At 60.1% G+C, this 24,771-nt stretch carries 24 protein-coding genes; 14 read left to right on the top strand and 10 right to left on the bottom strand.

Annotated elements, in window-relative coordinates; translation table 11 throughout:
• Window positions 1-16: 16 nt before the first annotated feature.
• Both speE and hemE read right to left on the bottom strand, forming a co-directional pair.
• A complete protein-coding gene (speE, locus tag FHJ80_RS05400) occupies window positions 17-877 on the bottom strand; it encodes a polyamine aminopropyltransferase (protein WP_139525994.1) in 861 nt (286 codons plus the stop codon).
• Window positions 877-1,989 carry a uroporphyrinogen decarboxylase gene (hemE, locus tag FHJ80_RS05395; protein WP_139525993.1) on the bottom strand — a complete coding sequence of 371 codons (1,113 nt, stop codon included), beginning with the start codon at window positions 1,987-1,989 and terminating at the stop codon, window positions 877-879. The genes speE and hemE overlap by 1 nt, the downstream gene beginning before the upstream one ends.
• 221 nt (window positions 1,990-2,210) lie before the next feature.
• Between hemE and ribA the strand changes: the two genes are divergently transcribed.
• The 3 genes from ribA (at window position 2,211) to FHJ80_RS05380 (ending at window position 4,738) form a co-directional block, all read left to right on the top strand.
• Window positions 2,211-2,846, top strand: a complete 636-nt coding sequence (gene ribA, locus FHJ80_RS05390; RefSeq protein ID WP_139525992.1) for a GTP cyclohydrolase II — start codon at window positions 2,211-2,213, stop codon at window positions 2,844-2,846.
• Window positions 2,847-3,011: 165 nt separating this feature from the next.
• A complete protein-coding gene (locus tag FHJ80_RS05385; RefSeq protein WP_139525991.1) occupies window positions 3,012-4,181 on the top strand; it encodes a zinc-dependent alcohol dehydrogenase in 1,170 nt (389 codons plus the stop codon).
• A 20-nt stretch (window positions 4,182-4,201) separates the two neighbouring features.
• Entirely contained in the window at window positions 4,202-4,738 is a 537-nt protein-coding gene (locus FHJ80_RS05380) for a hypothetical protein (protein WP_231125645.1), read from the top strand.
• Here the strand turns inward: FHJ80_RS05380 and FHJ80_RS05375 are convergent, their stop codons facing one another.
• The 5 genes from FHJ80_RS05375 to FHJ80_RS05355 form a co-directional block, all read right to left on the bottom strand.
• The gene (locus FHJ80_RS05375) at window positions 4,739-5,368 is read right to left on the bottom strand and encodes a glutathione S-transferase family protein (protein WP_139525990.1); all 630 of its coding nucleotides are present in this window, start codon (window positions 5,366-5,368) and stop codon (window positions 4,739-4,741) included.
• Between the two features lie 68 nt (window positions 5,369-5,436).
• Complete coding sequence (gene djlA, locus FHJ80_RS05370; RefSeq protein ID WP_139525989.1) at window positions 5,437-6,198, bottom strand: co-chaperone DjlA; 762 nt, start codon at window positions 6,196-6,198, stop codon at window positions 5,437-5,439.
• Between the two features lie 43 nt (window positions 6,199-6,241).
• A complete protein-coding gene (dxs, locus tag FHJ80_RS05365; RefSeq protein ID WP_139525988.1) occupies window positions 6,242-8,176 on the bottom strand; it encodes a 1-deoxy-D-xylulose-5-phosphate synthase in 1,935 nt (644 codons plus the stop codon).
• A 2-nt stretch (window positions 8,177-8,178) separates the two neighbouring features.
• Window positions 8,179-9,072, bottom strand: coding sequence for a (2E,6E)-farnesyl diphosphate synthase (gene ispA / locus FHJ80_RS05360; protein ID WP_139525987.1), 894 nt, complete (start codon window positions 9,070-9,072; stop codon window positions 8,179-8,181).
• On the bottom strand, window positions 9,066-9,341 hold the full coding sequence (locus FHJ80_RS05355; protein WP_139525986.1) for an exodeoxyribonuclease VII small subunit: 276 nt from the start codon (window positions 9,339-9,341) through the stop codon (window positions 9,066-9,068). The genes ispA and FHJ80_RS05355 overlap by 7 nt, the downstream gene beginning before the upstream one ends.
• Before the next feature lie 275 nt (window positions 9,342-9,616).
• Between FHJ80_RS05355 and serA the strand changes: the two genes are divergently transcribed.
• Complete coding sequence (serA, locus tag FHJ80_RS05350) at window positions 9,617-10,861, top strand: phosphoglycerate dehydrogenase (RefSeq protein ID WP_139525985.1); 1,245 nt, start codon at window positions 9,617-9,619, stop codon at window positions 10,859-10,861.
• Window positions 10,862-10,960: 99 nt separating this feature from the next.
• On the opposite strand, the gene FHJ80_RS05345 is transcribed toward serA, so the two are convergent.
• Window positions 10,961-11,650, bottom strand: coding sequence for a pirin family protein (locus tag FHJ80_RS05345; protein ID WP_139525984.1), 690 nt, complete (start codon window positions 11,648-11,650; stop codon window positions 10,961-10,963).
• 225 nt (window positions 11,651-11,875) lie between these two features.
• Here FHJ80_RS05345 and FHJ80_RS05340 point away from each other — a divergent pair, with 225 nt between their 5' ends.
• The 5 genes from FHJ80_RS05340 (at window position 11,876) to ybiO (ending at window position 17,696) form a co-directional block, all read left to right on the top strand.
• Window positions 11,876-12,835 carry a rhodanese-related sulfurtransferase gene (locus tag FHJ80_RS05340; RefSeq protein ID WP_139525983.1) on the top strand — a complete coding sequence of 320 codons (960 nt, stop codon included), beginning with the start codon at window positions 11,876-11,878 and terminating at the stop codon, window positions 12,833-12,835.
• A gap of 107 nt (window positions 12,836-12,942) precedes the next feature.
• Window positions 12,943-13,743, top strand: a complete 801-nt coding sequence (locus FHJ80_RS05335; RefSeq protein WP_139525982.1) for an enoyl-CoA hydratase — start codon at window positions 12,943-12,945, stop codon at window positions 13,741-13,743.
• A 112-nt stretch (window positions 13,744-13,855) separates the two neighbouring features.
• Entirely contained in the window at window positions 13,856-14,680 is an 825-nt protein-coding gene (locus tag FHJ80_RS05330; RefSeq protein ID WP_139525981.1) for an IclR family transcriptional regulator C-terminal domain-containing protein, read from the top strand.
• Window positions 14,681-14,699: 19 nt separating this feature from the next.
• A complete protein-coding gene (locus FHJ80_RS05325) occupies window positions 14,700-15,131 on the top strand; it encodes a YqaA family protein (RefSeq protein ID WP_139525980.1) in 432 nt (143 codons plus the stop codon).
• 201 nt (window positions 15,132-15,332) lie between these two features.
• Window positions 15,333-17,696: a mechanosensitive channel protein gene (gene ybiO, locus FHJ80_RS05320; RefSeq protein ID WP_139525979.1), complete on the top strand. Its 2,364-nt coding sequence runs from the start codon at window positions 15,333-15,335 to the stop codon at window positions 17,694-17,696.
• 55 nt (window positions 17,697-17,751) lie between these two features.
• On the opposite strand, the gene FHJ80_RS05315 is transcribed toward ybiO, so the two are convergent.
• Window positions 17,752-18,534 carry an SDR family oxidoreductase gene (locus tag FHJ80_RS05315; RefSeq protein ID WP_139525978.1) on the bottom strand — a complete coding sequence of 261 codons (783 nt, stop codon included), beginning with the start codon at window positions 18,532-18,534 and terminating at the stop codon, window positions 17,752-17,754.
• A 233-nt stretch (window positions 18,535-18,767) separates the two neighbouring features.
• Here FHJ80_RS05315 and folK point away from each other — a divergent pair, with 233 nt between their 5' ends.
• Window positions 18,768-19,214: a 2-amino-4-hydroxy-6-hydroxymethyldihydropteridine diphosphokinase gene (folK, locus tag FHJ80_RS05310; protein ID WP_168444476.1), complete on the top strand. Its 447-nt coding sequence runs from the start codon at window positions 18,768-18,770 to the stop codon at window positions 19,212-19,214.
• A gap of 114 nt (window positions 19,215-19,328) precedes the next feature.
• On the top strand, window positions 19,329-20,150 hold the full coding sequence (locus tag FHJ80_RS05305) for a flagellin (protein ID WP_139526241.1): 822 nt from the start codon (window positions 19,329-19,331) through the stop codon (window positions 20,148-20,150).
• A 14-nt stretch (window positions 20,151-20,164) separates the two neighbouring features.
• On the opposite strand, the gene FHJ80_RS05300 is transcribed toward FHJ80_RS05305, so the two are convergent.
• Window positions 20,165-21,724, bottom strand: coding sequence for a BCCT family transporter (locus tag FHJ80_RS05300; RefSeq protein ID WP_139525977.1), 1,560 nt, complete (start codon window positions 21,722-21,724; stop codon window positions 20,165-20,167).
• Between the two features lie 411 nt (window positions 21,725-22,135).
• Here FHJ80_RS05300 and FHJ80_RS05295 point away from each other — a divergent pair, with 411 nt between their 5' ends.
• Genes FHJ80_RS05295 through FHJ80_RS05285 form a run of 3 tightly spaced genes read left to right on the top strand, consistent with a single transcriptional unit; the run spans window position 22,136 to window position 24,767 of the window.
• Window positions 22,136-23,203: an ABC transporter substrate-binding protein gene (locus FHJ80_RS05295; protein WP_139525976.1), complete on the top strand. Its 1,068-nt coding sequence runs from the start codon at window positions 22,136-22,138 to the stop codon at window positions 23,201-23,203.
• Entirely contained in the window at window positions 23,203-23,985 is a 783-nt protein-coding gene (locus tag FHJ80_RS05290) for an ABC transporter ATP-binding protein (protein ID WP_139525975.1), read from the top strand. The genes FHJ80_RS05295 and FHJ80_RS05290 overlap by 1 nt, the downstream gene beginning before the upstream one ends.
• Before the next feature lie 11 nt (window positions 23,986-23,996).
• Window positions 23,997-24,767 (top strand): ABC transporter permease, encoded by a 771-nt coding sequence (locus FHJ80_RS05285; RefSeq protein ID WP_139525974.1) that lies wholly within the window; start codon window positions 23,997-23,999, stop codon window positions 24,765-24,767.
• The last annotated feature ends 4 nt before the right edge of the window (window positions 24,768-24,771 follow it).

Genomic DNA, 24,771 nt, shown 5'->3' with positions numbered 1-24,771 from the left:
TAGCGTAGCTGCCCGCTTATGCGAAGGCTTTACGCATAAAGGGCGGCAGCGCCAGGGCACCCCGGTGGGCATCTACTGTGTAGTACTGTAGCGGCATTTCATGATCGGCGGCAGCCTCTTCGCGGAAGCTTTCAACGCTGGTCGCTTTACCGGCCAACGTCACGCTCCACCAACCCGAGGGATACACCGGTTGGGGGAAGGGTAGCGTGGCGACGCTATCGAAGCCTGCTTCGCGCATGTCGTTGCGCAGTTCGCGGATGATCGAACCGCTATGATAAAGCGGCGATTCGCTCTGCTGTACCATCACCCCGCCGCTTTTCAGAATACGGTGGCAGCGTTTCAAGAAGTCGGTCTTGAACAGGCCTTCGGCAGGGCCGACCGGATCGGTGGAGTCGATGATCAGCACGTCGATGCTCTCGTCGGCGGCGTCGTCGACCCACTTCACGCCGTCGGCAAACAGCAGCTCGGCGCGGGGGTCGCCGTTGGCTTCCACCAGCGACGGGAAAAAGCGCTCAGCCGCCTTGGTCACTTCTTCATCAATATCGATCTGGGTGACCTTCTCGACGCCCGGATGGCGCAACACTTCTTTCAAGGTGCCGCAGTCGCCGCCGCCAATGATCACCACCCGCTTGGGGTCTTGATGGGTGAACAGCGCCGGGTGGGCAATCATTTCGTGATACAGGAAATTATCGCGATCGGTCAGCATCACGCAGCCATCCAGCACCATCAGGTGGCCGTAGGTCTCCGTGGCGTAGACTTCCAGGTGTTGGTAGGGGCTCTGTACATCCAGCAGTTTTTCGGTGACTTTCAGCGAGAAAGCGCTGCCATGGCTATCGAAGACTTCGGTAAACCACTGGTCGTCGCGTAGGTCGCTCATTACTTGGCTCCTGGGCATTGATCGTTCGTTTGGGTCGGAATGCCCTGATGGTACTGCGGGCTTAGGTCGTGCAGCGCCTCCATGAAGGCGGTGACGTGATCGGGGTTGGTGAACTGGCTGATGCCGTGGCCCAAGTTGAATACATGACCCGGACCGTGGCCGTAACTTTCCAGCACGCGTGCCACTTCGGCGCGAATGGCCGAGGGGCGGGCAAACAGCACGTTGGGGTCCAGGTTGCCCTGCAGGGCGACTTTATGGCCCACGCGTGCACGAGCATCGGATAGCTCGGTCGACCAGTCGATGCCTAGGGCATCGGCACCGGCACAGGCGATATGCTCCAACCACTGTCCGCCGTTTTTGGTGAACAGGATCACCGGCACGTGGCGGCCGTCATGCTCGCGGATCAACCCGGAGACGATCTGCTCCATATAGCGCAGCGAGAACTCTAGATACGCCGGCGTGGAGAGCGCGCCACCCCAGGTGTCGAAAATCTGTACGGCCTGAGCGCCCGCACGAATCTGCGCATTCAGATAGTCGGTGACCGCCTGCGCCAGGGTATCCAGTAGCTGGTGCATGGTGTCCGGCGTGTCGTACAGCATGGTTTTCAGATGACGGAAATCCTTGCTGGAGCCGCCCTCGACCATATACGTCGCCAGCGTCCAAGGGCTGCCGGAGAAGCCGATCAGCGGCATGCGGCCATTCAGCTCGCGGCGGATAGTGGACACCGCGCGCATCACGTAGTCCAAATCGCGCTCGGCGTTCGGCACGGTCAGTGCCGCTACTTCTTCCGGCGTGCGCACGGTCTTCTTGAATTTGGGGCCTTCGCCGGTTTCGAAGTAGAGGCCCAGCCCCATGGCGTCGGGGATGGTCAAAATGTCCGAGAACAGAATCGCGGCGTCGAGCGGGTAGCGCTCCAGCGGCTGAAGGGTGACTTCGCAAGCCAGGTCATGATTGCGGCACAGGTCCATGAAACTACCCGCGTCGGCGCGGCTGGCGCGGTACTCCGGCAGGTAGCGTCCTGCTTGACGCATCATCCACACCGGAGTGCGGTCAACGGGCTGGCGAGCCAGCGCGCGAAGAAAACGGTCGTTTTGCAAAGGTGTGGTGGTCATAAACACTTGCTCTTGAGAAATTTGCCCGCATTGTAAGGGAGTCATTCTACCTGAAGATAGGAATTGTACGTGAAGATCGCCGGGGATGGCGGCGCAAACCGTGGCCAACATCGTCGTACCCTGCGAAGACCGTGAGGCCCGCGCGGCTTCCTGATAAACTGTCCGCCCACTTCGCCAACACTGGTGTGGTTAACTGGTTTGGTTAATCAGCGAGGAAACCTGTGACCATTCGCTTCATTGCTGCCTCTCGGCTGCCCACTCCCTGGGCCACATTCACTATGCATGGCTTCGAAGACGACGCCACGGGTAAGGACCACATCGCCTTGACGTTGGGCGATGTGAGCGGCGGCGAGCCGGTACTAGGGCGCGTACACTCCGAGTGCTTGACGGGCGATGCGCTGTTTTCCATGCGCTGCGACTGCGGCTACCAGCTGCAAGAAGCGCTGAAGCGCATCGCCGAAGAGGGGCGCGGCGTGCTGCTCTACTTGCGTCAGGAGGGGCGGGGTATTGGGCTGCTCAATAAAATCCGTGCCTATCATCTGCAAGACCAGGGGGCCGATACCGTAGAGGCCAATGAGCAACTCGGTTTCGGTGCCGACATGCGCCGCTACGACCTCTGCGTCCCGATGCTCGACCACTTGGGCATCACCGCGCTTAAGCTGATGACCAACAACCCTCGTAAGGTGGATGCGTTGAGTCGCGATGGGGTAAACGTCGTCGAGCGGCTGTCGATCACCACTGGCTTGAATCCCCACAACGAGCAGTATCTTTCCACCAAGGCGGGAAAGCTTGGCCATATGATGGCGCTGGACGACTTTACCCAAGCCAGCGATGTGGATATCGAGCGCAAAGGCTAAGTAGCTAACCTTTATTGATCGCGTTTTTAATCTAAGTTGCCCGTTAAAAGCGCGTTTTTCTTCGAACGTGCAATAACCTGCTTTTCTTAACTTTGGTTGTTGGGTGTCTGAGCTATGGTGATACGTAGCAGGACGCTATATGCACCTTAGTCAGGAGAAGCCGTCATGAAAGCATTGTGCTGGCACGGTAAGAACGATGTTCGTTACGACACCGTGCCCGACCCCGCAATCGAACATCCCCGCGACGCCATTATCAATGTGAGTAGCTGCGCCATCTGCGGCTCTGATTTGCACCTTTACGACCATTATATGCCCGGTATGTCCTGTGGCGATGTCCTCGGCCACGAGTTCATGGGCGAGGTGATGGAGGTGGGCAGCGAGACGAAAAACCTCAAGGTAGGCGACCGGGTGGTGGTGCCTTTCACCATTTTTTGTGGCGAATGCGAGCAGTGTCAGCGCGGTAACTACTCGGTTTGCGAACGCTCCAATCGTAACAAGTCTCTGGCAGATAAAGTCTTTGGCCATGGCGGTGCTGGACTATTTGGCTACTCTCAACTCACTGGCGGCTATGCAGGCGGCCAAGCCGAGTTTGTGCGGGTGCCCTTCGCCGATACCACCCACATTAAAGTGCCCGATACGCTCACCGATGAGCAGGTGCTGTTTCTAGGCGATATCTTTCCCACCGGCTGGCAGGCCGCCGTGCAGTGTGACATTCAGCCCACCGATACCGTCGTGATCTGGGGCGCAGGCCCGGTTGGTCAGTTCTGCGTTCGCAGTGCGGTACTGTTGGGCGCCAAGCAGGTCGTGGTCATTGATAACGTGCCCGAGCGACTCTCGATGGCTGCTGCCGGCGGTGCGATTCCGCTCAATTTTGCCCACGAGAGCGTACTCGGCCGATTGCAGGAGCTGACTCACGGTAAAGGGCCTGAAAAGTGCATCGACGCGGTGGGGCTAGAAGCCCACGCCACGCGCTCGCTGGACTCGGTCTACGACCGGGTAAAGCAGGCCATGTGGTTAGAAACCGACCGCGCTCACGTGTTACGTGAAATGATCTACGTCTGCCGTCCGGCCGGTATTCTATCCATTCCCGGGGTGTATGGCGGGTTGGTCGATAAAATTCCTATGGGGGCACTGATGAACAAAGGCCTCACCGTGCGCACCGGGCAAACCCACGTCAACCGCTGGACGGACGATCTGTTACGGCGTATCGACGAGGGACAAATCGATCCTTCGTTTGTGATTACCCACGCGGTGGATTTGGCCCAGGGGCCTGAAATGTATCAAACCTTTCGAGATAAACAGGATGGCTGCGTCAAAGTCATACTGAAACCGTGATGCTACCCAGGGAGGAGTGCATGAACACACCGATGAAACGCCATTCCCGCTCATCAACACGCTCGATGTCACCAGCGGACAAGCTGGCCAGAGGTTTGGGGTGGTTAAGCCTAGGGATGGGGTTGTATCAGTTAGTGGCGCCGCGTCGGCTAGGCCGAGCGCTGGGAATGCCGCAGCGGCACAATAAAATACGCGCGTGCGGTGCCCGCGGAGTCGTCAGCGGCATCGGCGCGCTGTCTGATAATCCGACCCGCGCGATATGGAGCCGCGTGGTGGGGGATGTGCTCGACTTTTCAGCGCTTACGTTTGCCTTGAAGCGTCACCCGTCGCATAAAGAGAACCTTTATTTGGCACTCACCGCCGTAGGCGTGCTGACGATAGTGGATTATGGCTGCGCCAAAGCGCTGAGCCAACGCCATGCCTATCAAGGCGGTATCACCCCAGATTATAGCCAGCGAAGTGGTTTTCCGGGGGGCTTGAAGAGTGCCTGGGGTGCCGCCCGCGCCGAAGAGGGTCAGGCGCAGTTGCCACCCCGGCTTCCTGCGCCTCATGCGTGATTATTGGTTCGCTTGCGCCGCTGCTTGCTCTTTTTCGGCGGCGCGGGCAAGCGCTGGGCGATTGGCGTGGCGGGCGCGATAGGCCACCAGCGGCTCCGGCAAGCGATGTTTCATGCTTGTGGCCCAAGTGAGCGTGTGCGTTAAGAACAGATCCGCCAACGTGAAGGTATCGCCCACCAGATTTTCCTGGCCACGATAGCGGCGCTCGAGCGCGAGCAGGGCTCGCTGGAATTCCCAAGCGGCGGTGGGTAGCACTGAAGGGACGCGCTTGTCTTGAGGCAGGGCGAATTTGTGCTTGGCTTGCAGCCACAGTGGCTGCTCGATCTCGGTAACGATGAAACTAAGCCACTGGTCGACCTGTGCGCGTTCGGTCTCGTGCTGTGGCAGCAGTTGCCCCTCGCCATATCGCTCGGCGAGGTAGCGGCAGATGGGGGCTGACTCGAATAGCGTTAGCTCCCCGTCTTCCAGTACCGGTACTTTGCCATCCGGATGGCGGGCGAGATGCTCGGTGCTTTGCCCTTCGCCTTTATCCAGCGCAACGTGGTGGCACTGGTATGGCAGACCCAGCTCTTCAAGCGTCCAGGCGGCTCGTAAAGAGCGGGAGTTGGGAAAGCTGTATAGCGAGATCATTCGTCGGCTCCAGGCAGTACCGTGAAGCTTTCAATGTAGCGACTCCCTTGCCGTCTGTCACGGACCGACTATTGGCCGCGGGCTGCGCGGATACGTTCGTAAGCGTTGCCGATTTCGCTAGTGCGTGCCTGGGCGACGTCGCGCATGCTCTCCGGCAGCCCTTTGCCGGCCAGTTTGTCCGGATGGTTTTGGCTCATCAGGCGACGATACGCTTTCTTGATCTCGGCGTCGCTGGCATCTTCCGATACCCCAAGCACGCGGTAGGCATCTTTCAACGCCTCCTCGCTGGCGCCTTGAGAATTGGCCGCCGCACCGTGCAGCATGGCTTCGATTTGCTGCACCTCGGCATCGCTACAGCCAACGCCGCGAGCCACACGCAGTATCATCTCGTGCTCGGCAGGGTGCAGCACGCCATCGGCGGCAATGGCGCTCAATTGAACCTGCAAAAAGACTTGACGAAGTACCGGCTGGCGCTGGGTCAGGCGGTTGACCTTGGCCAGCTCCGCTTCCAGATCGAAATCATCGGCGCGGCCACGCTCGAAGGCCGCGCGCGCTTTGGCGCGGTGTTCACCCTGCAAACGCATCTGATCGAAGAGCTTTTCGGTCACGCCGAGCTCGCCTTCGGTAACCTTGCCGTCCGCTTGGCACAGGCAGCCCATCACCGAAAAGATCGACTCCAAAAAGCCTTCTTGAAGCTGCATGCGAGCTGCGTGCAAGCGACGACTAATGCGCCGTCCCAGCCACCAACCTAGGCCCCCACCCACCAGGAGGCCAATGGGGCCCCCGATGGCGAGGCCAATCAAACCAAACACAATGATTAGAAATAACATAGAGATCTCGATAGTTTATATTCACGTGGGGTGCGCATGAACGTTACGGCAGCCGGGCACGAATGGCGCGCTCGATACCTTCCGCGTCCAGGCCACAGTCGCGCAGTAGCTCGGCGGGCGTGCCGTGCTCTACGAAGGCATCTGGCAGGCCTAGGTTAAGGACTTCCACTTGAACGCCTTCGGCGTTGAGCAGCTCGTTGACTGCGCTGCCTGCACCGCCCGCAACGACGTTCTCTTCCAAGGTGACCAGCAGCTCATGTTCGTCCGCCGCGTGAAGCACCGCGTCGCGGTCCAGCGGCTTTACGGAACGCATGTTGATATGGGTGGCATTGAGCTTCTCAGCCACGTCGGCGGCGGCACTGTTCACGCTGCCAAAGGCCAGCAGCGCGATGCGCACGCCGTCGCTGGTGCTCTCGCGACGCACCTGGGCCTCGCCAATCGCCAGCGGCTCTAGGTGCTCTGGAATGACGGCCCCAGGACCGGTGCCGCGGGGGTAGCGCACGGCGGCTGGTCCAGGATGGTAGTAGGCGGCGCTGAGCATGGCGCGGCATTCGGCTTCATCGGCAGGCGCCAGAATCACCATGCCCGGCACGCAGCGCAGAAACGAAAGATCCATGCTGCCGTGGTGGGTGGGGCCGTCTTCGCCCACGAGACCTGCACGGTCGATAGCGAACGTCACGTCCAGATGTTGCACCGCCACGTCATGAATCAGCTGGTCGTAACCGCGCTGCAGAAAGGTGGAATAGATCGCCACCACCGGTTTCATACCTTCACAGGCCATCCCTGCGGCGAGAGTCACCGCGTGCTGCTCGGCGATCGCCACGTCAAAGTAACGCTGGGGATACGTTTGCGAGAAGCGTATCAAGTCCGAGCCCTCACCCATGGCAGGTGTAATGCCCATCAGGCGTGGGTCGGCGGCGGCCATATCGCACAGCCAGTCGCCGAACACGTTGCAGTACTTTTTCTTGGGGGCGTTCTTCGGCGCGCTGGGGCTGGCCGGTTTGCTCACCAGCGGGGCGCTCACGGTTGCGCTGGTTTTTTCCAGCTTCGTGATCGCATGGTAGCCAATCTGGTCCGCTTCGGCGGGCAGGAAACCTTTCCCTTTGACCGTTTTGATATGCAGAAACTGCGGCCCTTTCTGGTCGCGCAGGTTACGCAGCGTTTGGGTCAGCGCTTCCAAGTCGTGACCGTCGATGGGGCCGACATAGTGAAAGCCCATCTCTTCGAATAGCGTGGCGGGACTGACCATGCCTTTCATGTGCTCTTCGGTACGTTTGGCAAGCTCCAGCGCGCCGGGCAGGTGCGAGAGCACCTTTTTGCCCTCTTCGCGCATTTTGAGGTAGGGCTTGCTGGAGAGCACCCGAGCAAGGTAGGTGGCAATGCCGCCGACGTTTTCGGAAATCGACATTTCGTTGTCATTGAGCACGACCAACAGATTGGCATTGACGTGGCCTGCGTGAGCCAGCGCTTCGAACGCCATTCCCGCGGTCAGCGCGCCGTCGCCAATGATGGCGCATACCTTGCGCGGGTCTCGCTGCGCTTGGGCGGCCAGAGCCATGCCTAGCGCGGCAGAAATCGAGGTGCTGGAGTGGCCCACGCCAAAGGTGTCGTACTCGGACTCGGCTCGACGTGGAAATGCCGCCAAGCCGCCGTGCTGGCGAATGCTGAGCATGGCATCGCGCCGCCCAGTGAGGATTTTATGCGGGTAGGCCTGATGGCCCACGTCCCATACCAAGCGGTCTTTCGGTGTGTGAAAGGCGTGATGCAGCGCGACGCTGAGCTCGACAACGCCTAGCCCGGCACCAAAGTGGCCGCCGGTAACGCCGACACTGTAGAGCAAGTAGGCACGCAGCTCGTCGGCGAGCTGGGCGAGCTGCTTGGCGTTCATGGCCCGCAGCGCGGCGGGGTGGTCAAAGGAGTCGAGCAGTGGCGTCGCCGGGCGCTCGCGGGGTATCTCGTCGAACAGCTTCATAGGCATCGTTAGTGGTCGCGCTCGATCATATAGTGGGCAAGGTCGGCCAGGGGTGCGGCCTGCTCGCCTAGCGGGGCGAGGGCGGCAATGGCCTCGTCAATAAGCGTGTTCGCTTTACGCTGCGCCCCTTCCAGACCCAGCAAGCTGGGATAAGTAGGTTTGGCGCGGGCAGCGTCAGCGCCGGACATTTTGCCCAGCGTGGCGGTGTCACCCGTCACATCCAGGATGTCGTCATGAATCTGGAAGGCTAGCCCAATGGCGCGGGCGTAGCGAATCAGCGCCGCCAGGCGCGGATCGTGGTCATCCACGGCGACGAGCCCCCCTAGCCGGACGGCAGCGACGATCAGCGCGCCGGTTTTATGGGCATGCATGTGGGCCATGGCCTCGGCATCCGGGTGGCCGCCCACGGCGGCCAGATCCAGCGCTTGCCCCGCCACCATACCGTCACGGCCCGAGGCGACTGCCAGGGTAGTGACTAGTTGGCTCAGGCGAGGAGATGGGCGACTCGCGAGCACTTCGAATGCCAGCGCTTGCAGGGCATCGCCCGCCAAAATGGCGGTGGCCTCATCAAAGGCTTTGTGCACCGTGGGCTGACCGCGCCGCAAGTCGTCATCGTCCATGGCAGGCAGGTCGTCGTGAATCAGCGAGTAGGCGTGAATCAGTTCGATGGCGGCCGCTGGCGCGTCAAGGTCGTCGTCGCTCGCCCCGAGGGCTTGGCCCGCTAAATAGACCAGCAGTGGACGTAGGCGCTTACCACCGACCAGCAGGCCGTGGCGCATGGCGGCTTCCAGGCGCGCATCGACGGCGGGGCGAGCGTCGAACAGAGCGGCAAGCGTCGCGTCGACACGGCGGCTGCTGGCGTGGCGCAGCGTGGTAAGCCGGGAAGCTTGAGCCGTTACCATGGCGGCGTCTCCTCGCTGTCATCGCCTGCTTCCGAGGTGCTGGCAAAGGGAGCGACGTCGAGTTTGCCGTCGGCATCTTCGCTCAGCGCCCGGACCTTCAGCTCGGCGCTGTCGAGCCGCTGCTGGGCGTCGCGGGTGAGTCGTACGCCTTGCTCGAAGGCGGTCAGCGCATCTTCCAATGAGAGTTCGCCGGACTCCAGGCGTTCCACAATGGTCTCGAGTTGGGCCACCGTTGCGGCAAAATCGTGTGGGGGTGTCGTGTCGCTCATCGGGCAGTGCCTACCGTTTTCCGGGCGCCCTAGTGTCCGCCAGGGCGACGAGTGTGGCTGCGTGCTGTCAAATAAACGCACAGTATACACCGAGGCGAGGGGGCGGCGTCTGCCCTCACCATGGGTTGATTGATCGACTTGCGCTGCGTTCATCTTGAAAGCGCACACTTTTCATCACACCAGGCCGCCGAGAGCGCCAGCGGCTGTGCTACCATATGCGCCTCCCGTGAACCGATACACGGCGCATGCCGCCGACCATAGAGGTTGATTCAGCCATGGCCAAAACGTCCCTGGAAAAGAGCAAGATCAAGATCCTGCTACTCGAGGGCGTCCACCAAAGCGCGGTGGACAATTTTCACAACGCCGGTTACGAGAACATCGAGCTTCTGCCGACCTCGCTGGATGAAGAGGCGCTGATCGAGAAGATTCGCGATGTTCACTTCATCGGTATCCGCTCCCGCACGCAGTTGACTGAGCGCGTGTTCGAGGCGGCCGAGAAGCTGGTGAGTGTGGGCTGTTTCTGTATCGGTACCAACCAGGTCGACCTGGATGCGGCGCTCAAGCGCGGTATCGCGGTCTTCAACGCGCCGTACTCCAACACACGCTCGGTGGCTGAGCTGGTGCTGGCCGAAGCGATCATGCTGCTGCGCGGTATCCCCGAAAAGAATGCCCGTGCTCACCAGGGGGGCTGGTTGAAATCGGCGAAAAACTCCCACGAGGCGCGTGGCAAAACCCTCGGTATCGTGGGGTATGGCAGCATTGGCGCGCAGCTCTCCGTATTGGCCGAATCCTTGGGCTTCAACGTCATTTACTACGACGTGATTACCAAGTTGGGTATGGGGAACGCTAATCAGGTAGGCAGCCTGGAAGAGCTACTCGGCCGCGCTGACGTGGTCAGCTTGCACGTGCCGGACTTGGCCTCGACCCGCTGGATGATCGGTGCCAAAGAGATCGCGGCCATGAAGGACGGAGCGATTCTGATCAACGCCGCCCGCGGCAGCGTAGTTGAGATCGAGCCGCTTGCCGAGGCGATCAAAGCGGGAAAACTCAATGGCGCGGCCATCGATGTCTTCCCAGTCGAGCCGAAGGGCAACGACGAAGAGTTCCAAAGCCCGCTGCGTGGCCTGCACAACGTGATTCTGACGCCACACATCGGTGGTTCGACGTTGGAGGCTCAGGAGAATATCGGTATCGAAGTCTCCGAGAAGCTCATCACTTACTCGGACAACGGTACCACGGTCACCTCGGTCAACTTCCCCGAAGTGGCGTTGCCCGCCCATCCGGACAAGCACCGTCTGCTGCACATTCACGACAACGTGCCCGGCGTGCTTTCTCAGATCAACCGCGTGTTGTCGGAAAACGGCATCAATATTTCGGGCCAGTATCTGCAGACCAACGATAAGGTCGGCTACGTGGTCATCGATGTCGATAAAGCCTACGGCCCGCAGGCGCTGGAAGCGCTGAAGGAAGTGGAACACACGCTGAAGATTCGTGTGCTCTACTCGGCGCAAAATAGCTAAGCAAGCAAAATAGCTAAGTAAATAGTGAGTTAGCGCTTGTCACCAAAACGGCCCCGCAGGGGCCGTTTTGCGTTTCATCAATGACCTAACAAGACGTTATCAGGCTAGATCGAACAGCAGCACTTCGCTGGCGTCGCTGCTGGTGAGCTCGACGTGCTCATCCGGCGTAAACGCAGCGGCATCGCCGGTGGTGAGCCGTTCGCCGTTCACCTCGATGGTCCCTTTCACCACATGTAGCCATGCGTAGCGTGAGGGCGGTGTCGTGAGGTGGTCCCCGGCGCTTAGCAGGCTGGCGTAAAGGTTGACGTCTTGGTTCACGCTCACCGAGCCATCACGGCCATCGGGGGAGAGGACCAAACGCCACTGGCCCTGCCGCTCGGCGCTGGGGAAGTGCTTCTGTTCGTAGCTGGGCCGAATGCCACGCTGGGCGGTTTCGATCCAGATTTGCAAAAAGTGAAGGCCGTTTTCCTGGGAGTGGTTGAACTCGCTGTGCAGGACGCCGGTACCCGCCGACATGCGCTGCACGTCGCCAGGGCGCATGACTTCGCCATTGCCCATGTTGTCTTTGTGCTCCATCTCGCCTTCGAGCACGTAGGAAATGATCTCCATATCCCGGTGGGGGTGGGCACCAAAGCCGTGGCCGGGTGCGACGCGATCTTCGTTGATCACCCGCAGCGCACGGAAGCCCATATGGTTGGGATCCATATAGTTGGCGAAGGAGAAGGTGTGGTAGGAGCGCAGCCAGCCGTGGTCCGCGTAGCCCCGCTCGTTGGAACGACGAATCTTCATGAAAGCACCTCAATGACGGAGTCGAGTTGCCGTCTACTATACGACCGAGTGTGTGCGTCGTGGGATGAAGCTTTCTCAATGATGGCGTCGAAATAATCGACGATTGACACGTCTTTGATCTGGGTCAGCCTCGCCGAGATGCGCCGAAGGCGCACTTTTTGCTATCATACGCGCGTTCATTTAACCCGGTCCGCCCTTTGCGAGGGCGACTACCAGGAGCACGCCATGACGACCCCGACCCCAACGCCGCCCATCGTGGTGGCGGCGCTGTACAAATTTGTTACTCTGAACGATTTCGAAGCGCTGCGCGAGCCGCTGCGTCAAACGATGGTCGATAACGACGTAAAAGGCACGCTGCTGCTCGCCAAAGAGGGCATCAACGGCACCGTGGCTGGGAGCCGCGAGGGCATCGACGCCCTGCTGGCCTGGCTGACCGCCGACCCGCGCCTGGCCGATATCGACCACAAAGAGTCGTTTTGTGACGAGCCGCCGTTCTATCGCACCAAAGTAAAGCTCAAAAAAGAGATCGTGACGCTGGGCGTGCCGGGTATCGACCCGAACGACACCGTGGGCACCTATGTCGAGCCAGAGCACTGGAACGCTATTATTTCCGACCCGGACGTACTGGTCATCGATACGCGCAACGACTACGAAGTGTCGATTGGCAGCTTCGAGGGGGCGATCGACCCAAAAACCACCACCTTCCGCGAGTTCCCGGAGTATGTCCGCGAGCACTACAATCCGGAACAGCATAAAAAAGTCGCCATGTTCTGCACCGGCGGTATCCGCTGCGAAAAAGCCTCCAGCTTTATGCTGAAAGAGGGCTTCGAAGAGGTCTACCACCTGAAAGGCGGCGTGTTGAACTATCTGGAAAAAGTACCGGAAGAGCAGTCGCTGTGGCGGGGCGAGTGCTTCGTGTTCGATAACCGAGTCACCGTGCGTCACGATCTTAGCGAAGGCGAGCACGAGCAGTGCCACGCCTGCCGGATGCCGATCTCCCAGGAGGATATGCAGTCGTCGGCCTACGAGCCAGGCATCAGCTGTCCCCACTGCATCGACTCGCTGCCCGAGAAAACCCGCGCCGCCGCCCGCGAGCGTCAGCGTCAGATCGAGCTGGCCAAAGCGCGCGGCGAACCTCACCCGCTGGGTTACAACCCTCGCCAGGACGCCCGCGAGAAGGCGTAACCCAGAGGTGGCCTGCCGCTGACCGGGAGGCCACTTTGGTCGTAGCGCGCCCTCGGCGGCCCCAGCAAGCGCTAGACTGGGTAGCCACATCTGCCCAGGAGCCTGCCATGTCGCCCACTCATGCATCCCCATCCAACGACTGCCTAATGCGCACCGCGCAGGAGGGCGTCGTCACCCTCACGCTCAACCAGCCCGAGCGCTTCAATGCGCTCTCAGAGGCGATGCTGGACGCGCTGCAAACGGCGCTGGATGACATTGCCCAAGACGATCGGGTGCGCTGTGTGGTGCTAGCGGCCAACGGCAAGGCGTTTTGTGCAGGCCACGATCTGAAGCAGATGCGCGCGAACCCCGACGAAGCATACTACCAAGCGCTCTTCGCGCGCTGTGGCCAGGTGATGCAAAGCATTGTTCATTGTCCTGTCCCTGTGATTGCCAAAGTACAGGGCATCGCGACCGCCGCCGGCTGCCAGCTCGTCGCCAGCTGCGACTTGGCCGTGGCCGCCAGCAGCGCCCGCTTTGCCGTCTCCGGCATTAACGTGGGCCTGTTTTGCTCGACGCCCGCCGTAGCGCTCTCGCGTAATGTTCCCCGTAAACGCGCCATGGAGATGCTATTGACCGGTGACTTCATTAGCGCCGACACCGCCGCCGAGTGGGGGCTGATCAATCGTGTTGCCGAAGAGGGCGAGCTAGACAGTGCCGTGGCGTCGCTAACGGCCAGCATTGGTGGTAAAAGCGCGGTGGCGGTGCGTACCGGCAAAGCGATGTTTGCCCGCCAGCTCGCTATGCCGCTGGAAGAGGCCTATGCCTTTGCGGGCGACACCATGGCGTGCAACATGCTGGCCGAGGATGTGGCAGAAGGCATCGATGCGTTTATCGAAAAGCGCGCGCCTCGCTGGCAGCATCGCTAGTACACGCTGCTAGCCATTGGTGGAATTTGTTTCCGTAAACGCGACAGCGCCCCCTGCGGCGCGTTATCCTGCTGGCTTTTTACGTATTGAGCGCCGTCAGGAGAGTAGTCAGGTGAGTGAAGCCAAGCGCAGATCAGTCGGACGTCCGGCGGGAGCCACGAAAGCGAGCGGAGGGCATAGCCAATCGTTGGTGCGTGGCCTCACGCTGCTCGAATACCTATCCGCTAGCCCGCTGGGCCTTGCACTCTCGGAGCTGGCGGAGATGGCCGACTTGGCCCCTTCGACCACCCATCGCCTGCTGCAAGCGCTACAAGGCCAGGGCTTCGTGACCCAGGAGAGTGACCAGGGCCTGTGGCGTATCGATGTCAAAACCTTCCGTATTGGTAACAGTTTTCTAGAGGCCCGCGACGTGGTGGCTAAAAGTCGCCCCTTTTTACGCCGCCTCACCGCGGAGACCGGTGAGACGGCCAATCTAGGTATTCGCGACGGGGCCACGGCGGTCTTTCTTGCTCAAAACGAGTCTCCGCAGATGATGCGCATGATTACGCGCTTGGGCTCCCGCGCCCCACTGCACGCCTCCGGCGTGGGCAAGGCGCTGCTAGCGTGGACGAGCGAAGAGGAGCGTAGTGCACTGCTGGAAGGCGGCTATGAGCTGGCACGCGTCACGGAGAACACCCTCTACCGAACGGACTCGCTGCAGACAGAAATGGCCGACATTCGTGCCCAGGGCTTTGCCTGTGATCGAGAAGAGCACGCCATTGGCCTGCACTGTGTGGCGGCCTGCATCTTCGATGAGCACGCCACGCCGCTGGCCGCCATCTCTGTCTCGGGCCCCATGGCGCGTATCCCCGAAGAGCGCCTGCTCGTGCTCGGTGCGCTAGTGCGCCAGGTCGCGTCAGAGATCACGCAACAGCTGGGGGGGCAGTTGCCCCGCTGAGCGAGAGAGGACGCGTAACGTGTTCAGCCTGTTTTGGGTGGCGCTGGCGAGCGCCACGCTGCTACCCGGTGGCTCGGAAGTGTGGCTGGCGCGGCTATGGTGTGTGGGCGAGCCTGCGCTGGCGTTGTGGGCTGTGGCTACCGTGGGTAACACGCTGGGCAGTTTGATCAATGTGGCCCTGGGCCGCTACGCTCGTCAGTTTCAAGATCGCCGCTGGTTTCCGGCGTCGCCTGAGGGGCTGGCCCGCGCCGAGCGCTGGTATCACCGCTTTGGTGAGGCGAGCCTGCTGCTGTCTTGGTTACCCGTGATTGGCGATCCGCTCACCGTGCTGGCAGGGGTGATGCGCCTTGCTTGGTGGCGGGCGATGTTGTGGATCGTATTGGCCAAAGGGGCGCGTTACGCTCTGTTGATCACCATGGCTCAGCAGTGGTTAGCCCCTTACTGCCACTGAAGGTTACCTTGTCTTATATGGCGCGCAAAAAACAGTCGCGTTAACGTCTCTTTCTTCGAGTCATGTTACGCTAGTCACTTTGGATCGAGCGTTATACAAAGCTTGCATTTCCATTGGATGCACTATCCTGTGTTTAACATTCTTAGGTTGAATTTTAACGAGGGCAGGATGGCAAATACTCACCCAAAAGGAGGTTATGGTGTGACGTCACTACGTTTACTCCCCTGGCTCAGCGTCTGGATGCTGGCGCTGTTCGCCATGCTGGCCGGGCCAGCCATGGCGCAAACCACGTTAAGCGCCGAGAGCGATGCGTCCGTCGCTGAAGAGCAGCCCTCTTATGCGGCGCTGGCCGACCTGCTGGAAGACGAGCAGGCCCGCCAGGAGCTCATTGAACTGCTGCGTAATCAAGCGTCTGAGTTGCCTGCTGGCGTTGCGGCCGAGCTGTCGCCGGAAGCCGCTGCCGCGGGGGGCAACGTAGCGCCCGAGGACGTCTCACTACCCCGCCAGTTGGCAGAGTTGACCAGCCGTGTAGTAGGTGATGTGGGCGGTCAGATCGAGCAGGCTGCGGCGATCGTCGGCAATATGTTCACCGGCCAAGGCACGGGCAGCAGCTTCGATATGGCGGCCTTCATGAGCGCAGCCATCAACCTGGGCATCGTGATCGTGGCGACCTTCGCCATTTTTATGGTGTTCCGCCGGTTGGCAAAATCATTGTTCACCAAAATCAGCGGCTGGTCACAGCAGGGCACGGGACTGACGCCGGTGCTACGTTTAGTGCTGTGTGTCGCGGTCGCCGCGGTCGTCGATATTCTTTTGATCGCCCTGGCGTACGTTGGCGGTAACTTGGTGGCCACCTTTGCCGTGGGAGAGACCGGTGAACTCTCTACCCGCGCGTCGCTCTTTTTAAATGCCTTCTTGATCATCGAACTGCTCAAAGCCGGTGTACGAATGCTCTTCTCCTCGCGTTACGAGGGTCTTCGCTTATTACCGATTTCAGCTCAAGAAGCCTCGTATTGGAACCGCTGGCTGGCGCGCCTGATTGGCATGGTGGGGTACGGCCTGATGGTCGTCGTGCCGCTGGTCAACTTCTATGTGGCCGCCACCCTGGGACAAGCGGTCGGCACGCTGATCATGCTGCTGGCGTTTATCTATGCGGTGGGCGTGGTGCTCAAAAACCGCGTGCGCCTGCGCGATAATCTAAATCAAATGAGCGCGCGCTCGACGCTGACGGCGAGCCGTGTGTCGCTGCAGCTGTTTGCCCGGACGTGGCACCTGTTTGCATTGATCTACTTCCTGATGGTGTTCGTGCTGACCCTGACCCGTCCAGGCGATGCGCTGCCCTTCGTACTTTACGCGACACTAAAAACCTTGGGGGCCGTGGTCGTAGGCCTGCTGCTCTCTGCGTTTCTGACGCAAACCATTGGCCGTCGTATCCAGCTCTCCGACGATCTGCGCCGCAAACTGCCGCTTTTGGAAGTGCGTTTGAATAGCTACGTGCCCAACGCGCTGCGCGTGCTGCGCACGGTGATCGTCGTCGCGGTAATCATGGTCGTGCTGGACGCCTGGGGAGCCTTTAACCTCGCCGCTTGGTATGCTTCCGAGCGTGGCGCCAACCTAGTGGGTAACCTGATCAGCGTGGCCGTCATTCTGATCGTGGCTCTCGGTGTCTGGCTGGGGCTGGCGAGCCTGATCGAGCACAAGCTCAACCCGGAAACCGGACATGGTGAGCCGTCGGCTCGCGCCAAAACGCTGCTGAGTTTATTCCGTAACGCGCTGGCAATTGCCATGGTGACCATCACCGGCATGATCGTGCTGTCGGAAATCGGCATCAACATCGGGCCGCTGATTGCCGGTGCCGGTGTGCTGGGTCTGGCGATTGGTTTTGGTGCGCAGAAGCTGGTGCAGGATGTGATCACCGGGGTGTTCATTCAGGTAGAGAACGCCATGAACACCGGCGACGTGGTCACCGTGGGCGGCGTGACCGGCACGGCCGAGCGTTTGAGTATCCGCTCGGTGGGCATTCGTGACCTGTCCGGTACCTACCATATCGTACCGTTCTCCAGCGTCGATACCGTCTCCAACTACATGCGTGAGTACGGCAACCATGTGGGCGAGTACGGCATTGGTTACAACGAAAGTATCGACGAGGCGATCGAGCAGCTACAGCTAGCCTTCGAAGATCTTAAAGCCAGCGAAGAGCATGGTCATAAACTGTTGGCGGACATGACCGTGGCGGGTGTCACCGCGCTGGCCGACAGCTCGGTCAATATCCGTGTCGTGATCAAGACCACGCCAGGCGATCAGTGGGCCGTGGGCCGCGCTTACAATCGTTTGGTCAAGCTGCGCTTCGACGCCGCGGGCATCGAGATTCCGTTCCCGCATACCACGCTCTACTTTGGCGAAACCAAAGGGGGCAAGACGCCGCCCGCCAACGTGCGTATTTTGGAGGCGAAAGCCGAGAAAAAACGGACCGAAACGGCGCCCTTGTCAGAGCGCAGCGAAGACGCACTACAGCATAACCCGGAGCATCACAAGCCGGATCATGACGATGTCGATGAGACCTAAGCATTGATATCGTGACCTACGAGAGGCCGCCTCCGGGCGGCCTCTTTGCGTTGGGTCAGCGGTCGCCGGGTTGGTTTTTGGAGTGATGGTTTTTGGGATGATAGTTCTCGGAGTGGCGACCTTCGAGGTTGATCGACTCGCCGCCGTCCACGAACAGGATTTGTCCGGCGACGAAGGCGTTGTCCAGTAGATAGTGCAAGGCTTGTACAAGGTGGGCTGGATCGCCCTGGTGATCCACCGGAATCCCGTCGATGCGCCACTGGATATAGTCGCTGGTGCGTTGAGAGGCGGGTAACACCACTCCCGGCGCAATACCGTTGATGCGCAGGCGTGGAGCAAACTCCAGCGCGGCCATCCGCGTCATCTCGGCCAAACTCTTTTTGGAGAGCAAGTAGGCCGCATACGGGTACTGGTGATAGGCCACCTTGTTATCGATGATGTTGATCACCTGGCCCTGCGCTACCGCATCGGCAAAATGGCGTGTGAGAAGCAGCGGGGTGAACATATTGACCCGAAATTGGGTCTCCAGCATTGCCAGCTCGGTCTTTGCGATGGGCGCGGGCTCGTAGGCCGAGGCGCTATTGAGCAGCACGTTCAAGCCGGGGAAGCGTGTTACCGCCTGTTGTATCAGGCTCTCCAGCGAGTCGCTCAGAAAGTTACAGGGTAGTATCTCGCACTCCCTCCCTTTGCCGCGAATCACCGTGGCGACCTCTTCAGCCTCCCCGCGTGAGCTGTTCACGTGCAGAGCAATATCGAAACCTTTGTCGGCCAAGGCTTCTGCAAAGTGGCGACCAAGCCGTGTGGCGCCGCCGGTGACGAGTGCCGCAGGTGTCGGCATGACGAATCCCTCGCTGTCGATAGGAAGTGAATGGTGGTGGAGCAATAACGAAGACTCTCTGCGTGAGCGCAGCGTTTGTCAATAACTTGTACAGAGCTTGAACAAAATGACCCACGTTCTACTCTGTGAAAACGCAGCCTGCTTGCGTCTATCGGCCTTTGGATGAGTGCATGGCCGTGTGAAAGCGTTTTGACCTCGTTACACCATCATCGGCTTATCTATGGAATGTCGCTATGTCATCAACGTCGTCGCATGCAACAACCGGCAGCATGCACCATGAGTGCGTGATCTCAGTGGGGTCCAATATCGAACCCGAACACCACTTTTCTCAAGCGCTGGAGATTTTGAGCAGCGAGTGCGAGCTGGTGGCCCGCTCGTCCGCCGTCCGTACGTCGCCGGTGGGCTTTCAACATCAGCCCGATTTTCTCAATGCCGCGCTGGTGGTGCGCACTGCGCTGGATCGGGACGCCTTCAAAGCCTATCTGAAAGAGGTCGAGGATCGCTTGGGACGGGTGCGCGGGCCGATCAAATCCGGTCCTCGAACCATGGATCTAGACATCGTGGCGTGGGACGGTGAAATCGTCGACGACGGTTACTTCAAGCATCAGTACGTGCGTGGCCCGGTCGATGCGGTATTGAGCGCCAGCGGGCGCTCCATAAGCGCAGGCCCCGTCTCGTAGCCCTGCCATCGCCAGCATGTGAGGTGTCGTCGATGCTGCAGGCCTCATGTTTTTTGGCCATTGGCCGATAACGATGCTAACGGCGCCTTCGCGCTTACCGTCGAGGTCACTTATGTGATCAGCCTTGCGACCAATATCACGTCGCTACTGGTAATGAACCATTTGCGTACGAGCCAACAAGCGATGCAGACCTCCATGGAGCGTCTGTCGTCTGGGCTGCGTATCAATAGCGCCAAAGACGACCCTGCGGGTCAGGCCATCGCTAATCGCATGGGCGCGCAGATCCGCGGCATGAACCAGGCGATCCGTAATACCAATGACGGAATTTCCATGGTGCAAACTGCCGAAGGTTCGCTGAACCTGATCAACGACAGCCTGCAGCGTATTCGCGAGTTGAGCGTTCAGGCGCTCAATGGCACCAATTCGTCAGACGATCTTGCCTCTATTCAGTTGGAAATCGACCAGCGCCTGGAGGAGATCGATCGCGTCGCTGGGCAGAGTAATTTTAACGGCATCAGGCTGGTCGAGAGCGATAAAACCCTCAACATTCAGGTGGGCGCCAACGCCGGAGATGTGATTGGCGTGCGCTTTTCGGGAATGGGGCGCCAGGCCTTGGGCATGGACGGTTTCAGCGTATTGGACGATGGCTCGGCCACGCCCAACCCGATGGATGTCGTGGATGAGGCCATGAAGCAGGTCGATCGTCAGCGTAGTTATTTTGGCGCGGTACAGAACCGTTTCGAGAGCGTCATCGACGGCCTCAATACCAACATCATCACCACCTCCGCCGCCCAGTCGCGTATCCAAGACGCCGACTACGCGCAAGAAGTCTCCAATCTGATTCGTGCCCAACTGCTACAACAGGTGGGTATCGCCATGCTGACCCGGGTCAACCAGCAGCCACAGCTGATTCTGCGGCTGCTGGAGGGGCTATAACGACGAGCCGCCGATCAGCGTTCGTCGATGATGCCCTGTTCCCGTGCCATGGCATAAGCCGCCTGCGGCCCGTTCCATAACGAAGGCAGCAGTATCAGCGACACCGGGATCGCGGTGATCACGATGAACTGCTGCAGCGCGCTGATTTGCCCTGCGCCCATGTACAGCAGCACGGCCGCCATCAGCGCCATGGCAATGCCCCAGAAAGCGCGCATGTAGGGACTGGGGGCATCGTGTCCCGCACCGACGACGGCAATGGCATAGCTCATCGAATCGCCGGTAGTGGCCACGAAAATCGTCGTTAGCAGCAGAATCGCCAGCGCCATCCAGGTGCCGCCGGGCAGCGCCTGGGCCACCGTGAGCGTCGCCACGTCGAATTGGAAGTTGTTGAGCGCTTCGCTGAGGTCGATCACACCGGTGAGCTGGTAATAGATGCCCGAACCGCCCAGCAGCGTAAACCACACGGTGGTGGCAATCGGGGCGAGCACCGCCACGGCCACGATCATCTCGCGAATGCTGCGGCCCCGTGAAATGCGCGCCACGAAGATCGCCATCAGCGGCGCATAGCCAATGAACCAGGCAAAGAAGAACACCGTCCACCACTGCATCCACCACGCCGGGGCGGTTTCAGCGGTCATCGTCGCCATGGTGAAAAACTCGCTGATATAGGCCCCCATACTGGACAGATAGGTATTGACCAAAAACAGCGTGGGGCCGAATACGATGATGACGGCGCCGATGGCCAGCGCCAGCAGCACGTTGAAACGGCTCAACAGCTGAATGCCCTTGTGGACGCCGCTCATGGAAGAGAGCACATAGATAACGCCCAATACGCCTAGGATGATGAGCTGGCCCGTGTAGCCCTCCGGCAGACCAAACAACTCATGCAAGCCAAAGCTCACCTGCGTGGCCAAAAAGCCGATGGGGCCGACCGTGCCCGCCACCAGAGCAATCACACAGCAGGCATCCACGATGCTGCCCAGCGGGCCACGCATCAAGCGCTCGCCCAACACCGGGTAGAGCAGCGTGCGCGGCTGAAGCGGCTGGCCTTTTACGTAGTGCGCATGGGCCAGCACCACGGCGGTGAGCGAGCCCAGCACGGCCCAGGCCATGAAGCCCCAGTGCATGAACGATTGACCCAACGCACCGGCAACGGCGTTGGCGGTGCCCGGTTCGGTATCGAACGCAGGCGGTGTCACGACGAAGTGATACACCGGCTCGCCTGCGGCAAAAAACACGCCGCCACCGGCTAGCAGGGTACACAGAATGATCGAAAGCCACTTGAACGTGCTCATTTCGGGTGCATCGAGGTTACCGATCTTGGCTTTCGCCGCGGGCGTCAACGCCACGCCCATCGCAATGAAAAACGTCAGTAACAGCAGGAGTTGGAAATAGCTGCCCAGGACGAGGGCCGTCCAGGCGAAGCCTGCGCTAATCGAGCTGGCGACTCGTTCGATGTCATAAAACGAGAGCCCAAGAAACGCCACGATAAAGCCGATGCTGAGCAGCAGCACGATAGGATCGCCGAGGGAGAAACGCGAAGACCCCTCGGCGTGTCGAGGAGGTTGGTTCATGATGAACACCTATGGATGGGAGTGGCAGGGAGAAATGCGGAAGCAGAACCACGAGTTTAACAAACCGCTGCGTGAGCCGACTTAACGGCCCAGGAGCATTGGATGCGATACCCGTCGTCGCCGCCCGTTTTCAGGACAAATTTTCAGGACAAAAAAAAGCGCCATTCAATGAATGGCGCGAGGACAGGAAACTGAGCACAGTGTACCGATGAATTAGACCAAAGTCTAACGATTAGAGCGGAAATGTTTAAAAATGGTGCGTGCCGCAAAGTGATTGCACCATTTTGAACGTTTACGGAGCGCCTTCCGCTATCGGCAGCCCTATAACGCTATGAAAAAATAGTAAAAATCGAAAAATGGCAGTATTGCTGCAACGGGCAGGGCATCATTGTATACAAGGTGCCTCAAGCCATGACACAACGCCCTGGTTCTGCTTCACCCCGCTCAATCTCCAGCACGATCTCCAGCACGCTAGGCGGCTTAGCGCTATCGCTGCTGCCGATGGGCGCTCTGGCAGACATGACCCCTATCCGTTTCCAGCTCGACTGGCGATTCGAAGGCCCCGCTGCACCGTTCTTGATGGCGGCTGAAAAGGGCTATTTCGCCGAAGAAGGCCTGGACGTGCAGATCGATTCCGGCAGCGGCTCGGCAGGTGCGGTGAATCGGGTGGCGTCAGGCGCCTACGAAATGGGCTTTGGCGACCTGAACGCGTTGATCGAGTTCCTGGCCGAAAATCCCGAAGGCCCTGGCATCCAGGGGGTCTACATCGTCTATGACGGCACGCCAGCGGCGGTATTTGCCCGCAAAGAGAGCGGCATTGAAAGCCCCGCCGATCTTGCAGGCAAAACCATTGCCGCGCCCGCCTTCGATACCGGCTACCGCGCCTGGGGCATTTTCGCGGCTGCCAACGGGCTAGAAACCGATGCCGTGGAGTGGCAAAACGTCGACCCCACGCTACGGGAAACCCTGCTGACCCGTGGCGACGTAGATGCCATCACCGGGTTCTACTTCACCAGCCTGCTGAACCTGGAAGAGCGGGGAATGAGCGAAGAGGATCTGACCATCATGCCGTTCCCTGACTATGGCGTGCCGCTCTACGGCAACGCGATATTGGCTAGCGAAGCCTTTGCCCAAGACAATCCCGAGGCGGTTCAGGGATTTTTGCGTGCTTTTAACCGTGCGCTAGGAGAAACGCTGGCCGACCCAGACGCCGCCATCGAGTACGTGAAAAACCGCGATGGCTTGATCGATGTGGAGATGGAGACCCGCCGTTTGAAACTGGCGCTGGAGAGCGTGGTGGACACCCCGGATGCCCGCGAGTTTGGCGTAGGCGGCGTGGATGACGAGCGCTTGATGCAGGCGATTCAACTGGTCGCTGATGCCTATGATTTGCCGACGCTGCCGTCGCCCGATCAAGTGTTCGATTCCCGCTACCTGCCGCCGGTAGAAGAGCGCATGCTGCTATCGGAGACCGAGTGATGTCGGCAGCGTTTGTCCGTTTCGATGACGTAAGCCTGGCCTATGATGGCACCGGCAACGCCATCGAGGATATCAATCTCGCTATCCACGAAGGCGAGTTCGTCGCCTTCGTGGGGCCCTCCGGGTGCGGTAAATCCACCTTCATGAAGCTATGTACCGGGCTGCACGCGCCGACCCAGGGCAGCGTGCGCGTGGACGATGCACCCGTGACCGGACCGCTGAAGATCTCGGGCATGGCGTTTCAGAACGCCAATCTACTTCCCTGGCGTACTACCCTGGATAACGTGCTGCTGCCGCTGGAGATCGTCGAGCCGTATCGGCGGCAGTTTCGGCAGCGCCGCGAGGAGTTCAAAGGCTGGGCGCGGGCGTTGCTTGCCACGGTTGGCTTGGCCGAGCACGAAGATAAGTATCCCTGGCAGCTCTCGGGGGGTATGCAGCAGCGGGCCTCCATTTGCCGCGCGCTGATTCATTGGCCGCGCCTGCTGATGTTGGACGAGCCCTTTGGCGCGCTAGACGCTTTTACCCGCGAAGAGCTGTGGTGCGTGCTGCGGGACTTATGGGAAGCCCAGCGCTTTACCGTCGTGCTGGTGACCCACGATCTCCGCGAAGCCGCGTTCCTGGCCGACACGGTCTACGTCATGAGCCGCCGCCCCGGCCGCGTCATCGAACGGCGCCGTATCGAACTGCCTCGCCCGCGAGCGCTGGAAACCACCTACGAAAAGCCCTTTATCGACCTAGTGCAGGACTTACGCGCCCAGATTGGCGACGTGCGCAGCACCTAACGGATATGAACATGACCCATAACAGCAAGCTGATTGAACGGCTCGCGCCCTGGATCGCTGTGGCCGTTCTCGTGGCCGTCTGGGAAGCCTCCGTACGGCTCTTCAACGTACCGAGCTTCATTTTTCCCAGTGCGCTGGACACCCTGCAGGCGCTGATGACGTATTCCGGGCCGATTGCCATGCACTCCTGGCAAACCTTTTGGACCACGCTGATTGGTTTTGGGTTGGGGGTCGTGGTGGGGCTGGTGCTGGGTTTCATCGTGGGATCGTCACGCTTTCTCTATAACGCCTGCTACCCGCTCTTGGTGGGTTTCAACGCCATCCCAAAAGTCGCGTTCGTGCCCATTCTGGTGGTTTGGTTTGGGATCGGTTCCGTGCCCGCCATCCTCACCGCGTTTTTGATCTGCTTCTTTCCCATCGTGGTGAACGTGGCGACGGGGCTGGCGACGCTGGAGCCGGAAATGGAGGACGTGTTGCGCGTATTGGGTGCGCGGCGTATCGACGTGCTGCTCAAGGTGGGCCTGCCGCGCTCGCTACCGTACTTTTTTGCTTCGCTAAAAATCGCCATCACCCTGGCGTTTGTGGGCACGGTGGTGTCGGAAACCGTGGCGTCTAACCAAGGCATTGGCTACTTGATGATGAGCGCTGGCTCACAGATGCGCATGGGCTTGGTGTTCGCCGGATTGCTGGTGATCAGCGCCATGGCGATGGTGATGTACGAGCTGTTCGCGCTGTTGGAAAAGCGCATGACCGGTTGGGCTCACCGAGGGCAGAACCGCTAGCAGC

Source organism: Halomonas sp. BL6, from assembly GCF_006228115.1.
Lineage (GTDB): Bacteria > Pseudomonadota > Gammaproteobacteria > Pseudomonadales > Halomonadaceae > Vreelandella > Vreelandella piezotolerans.
Note: the sequence above shows the minus strand (reverse complement) of the source record. Positions and strands in the feature narration are given on the sequence as shown.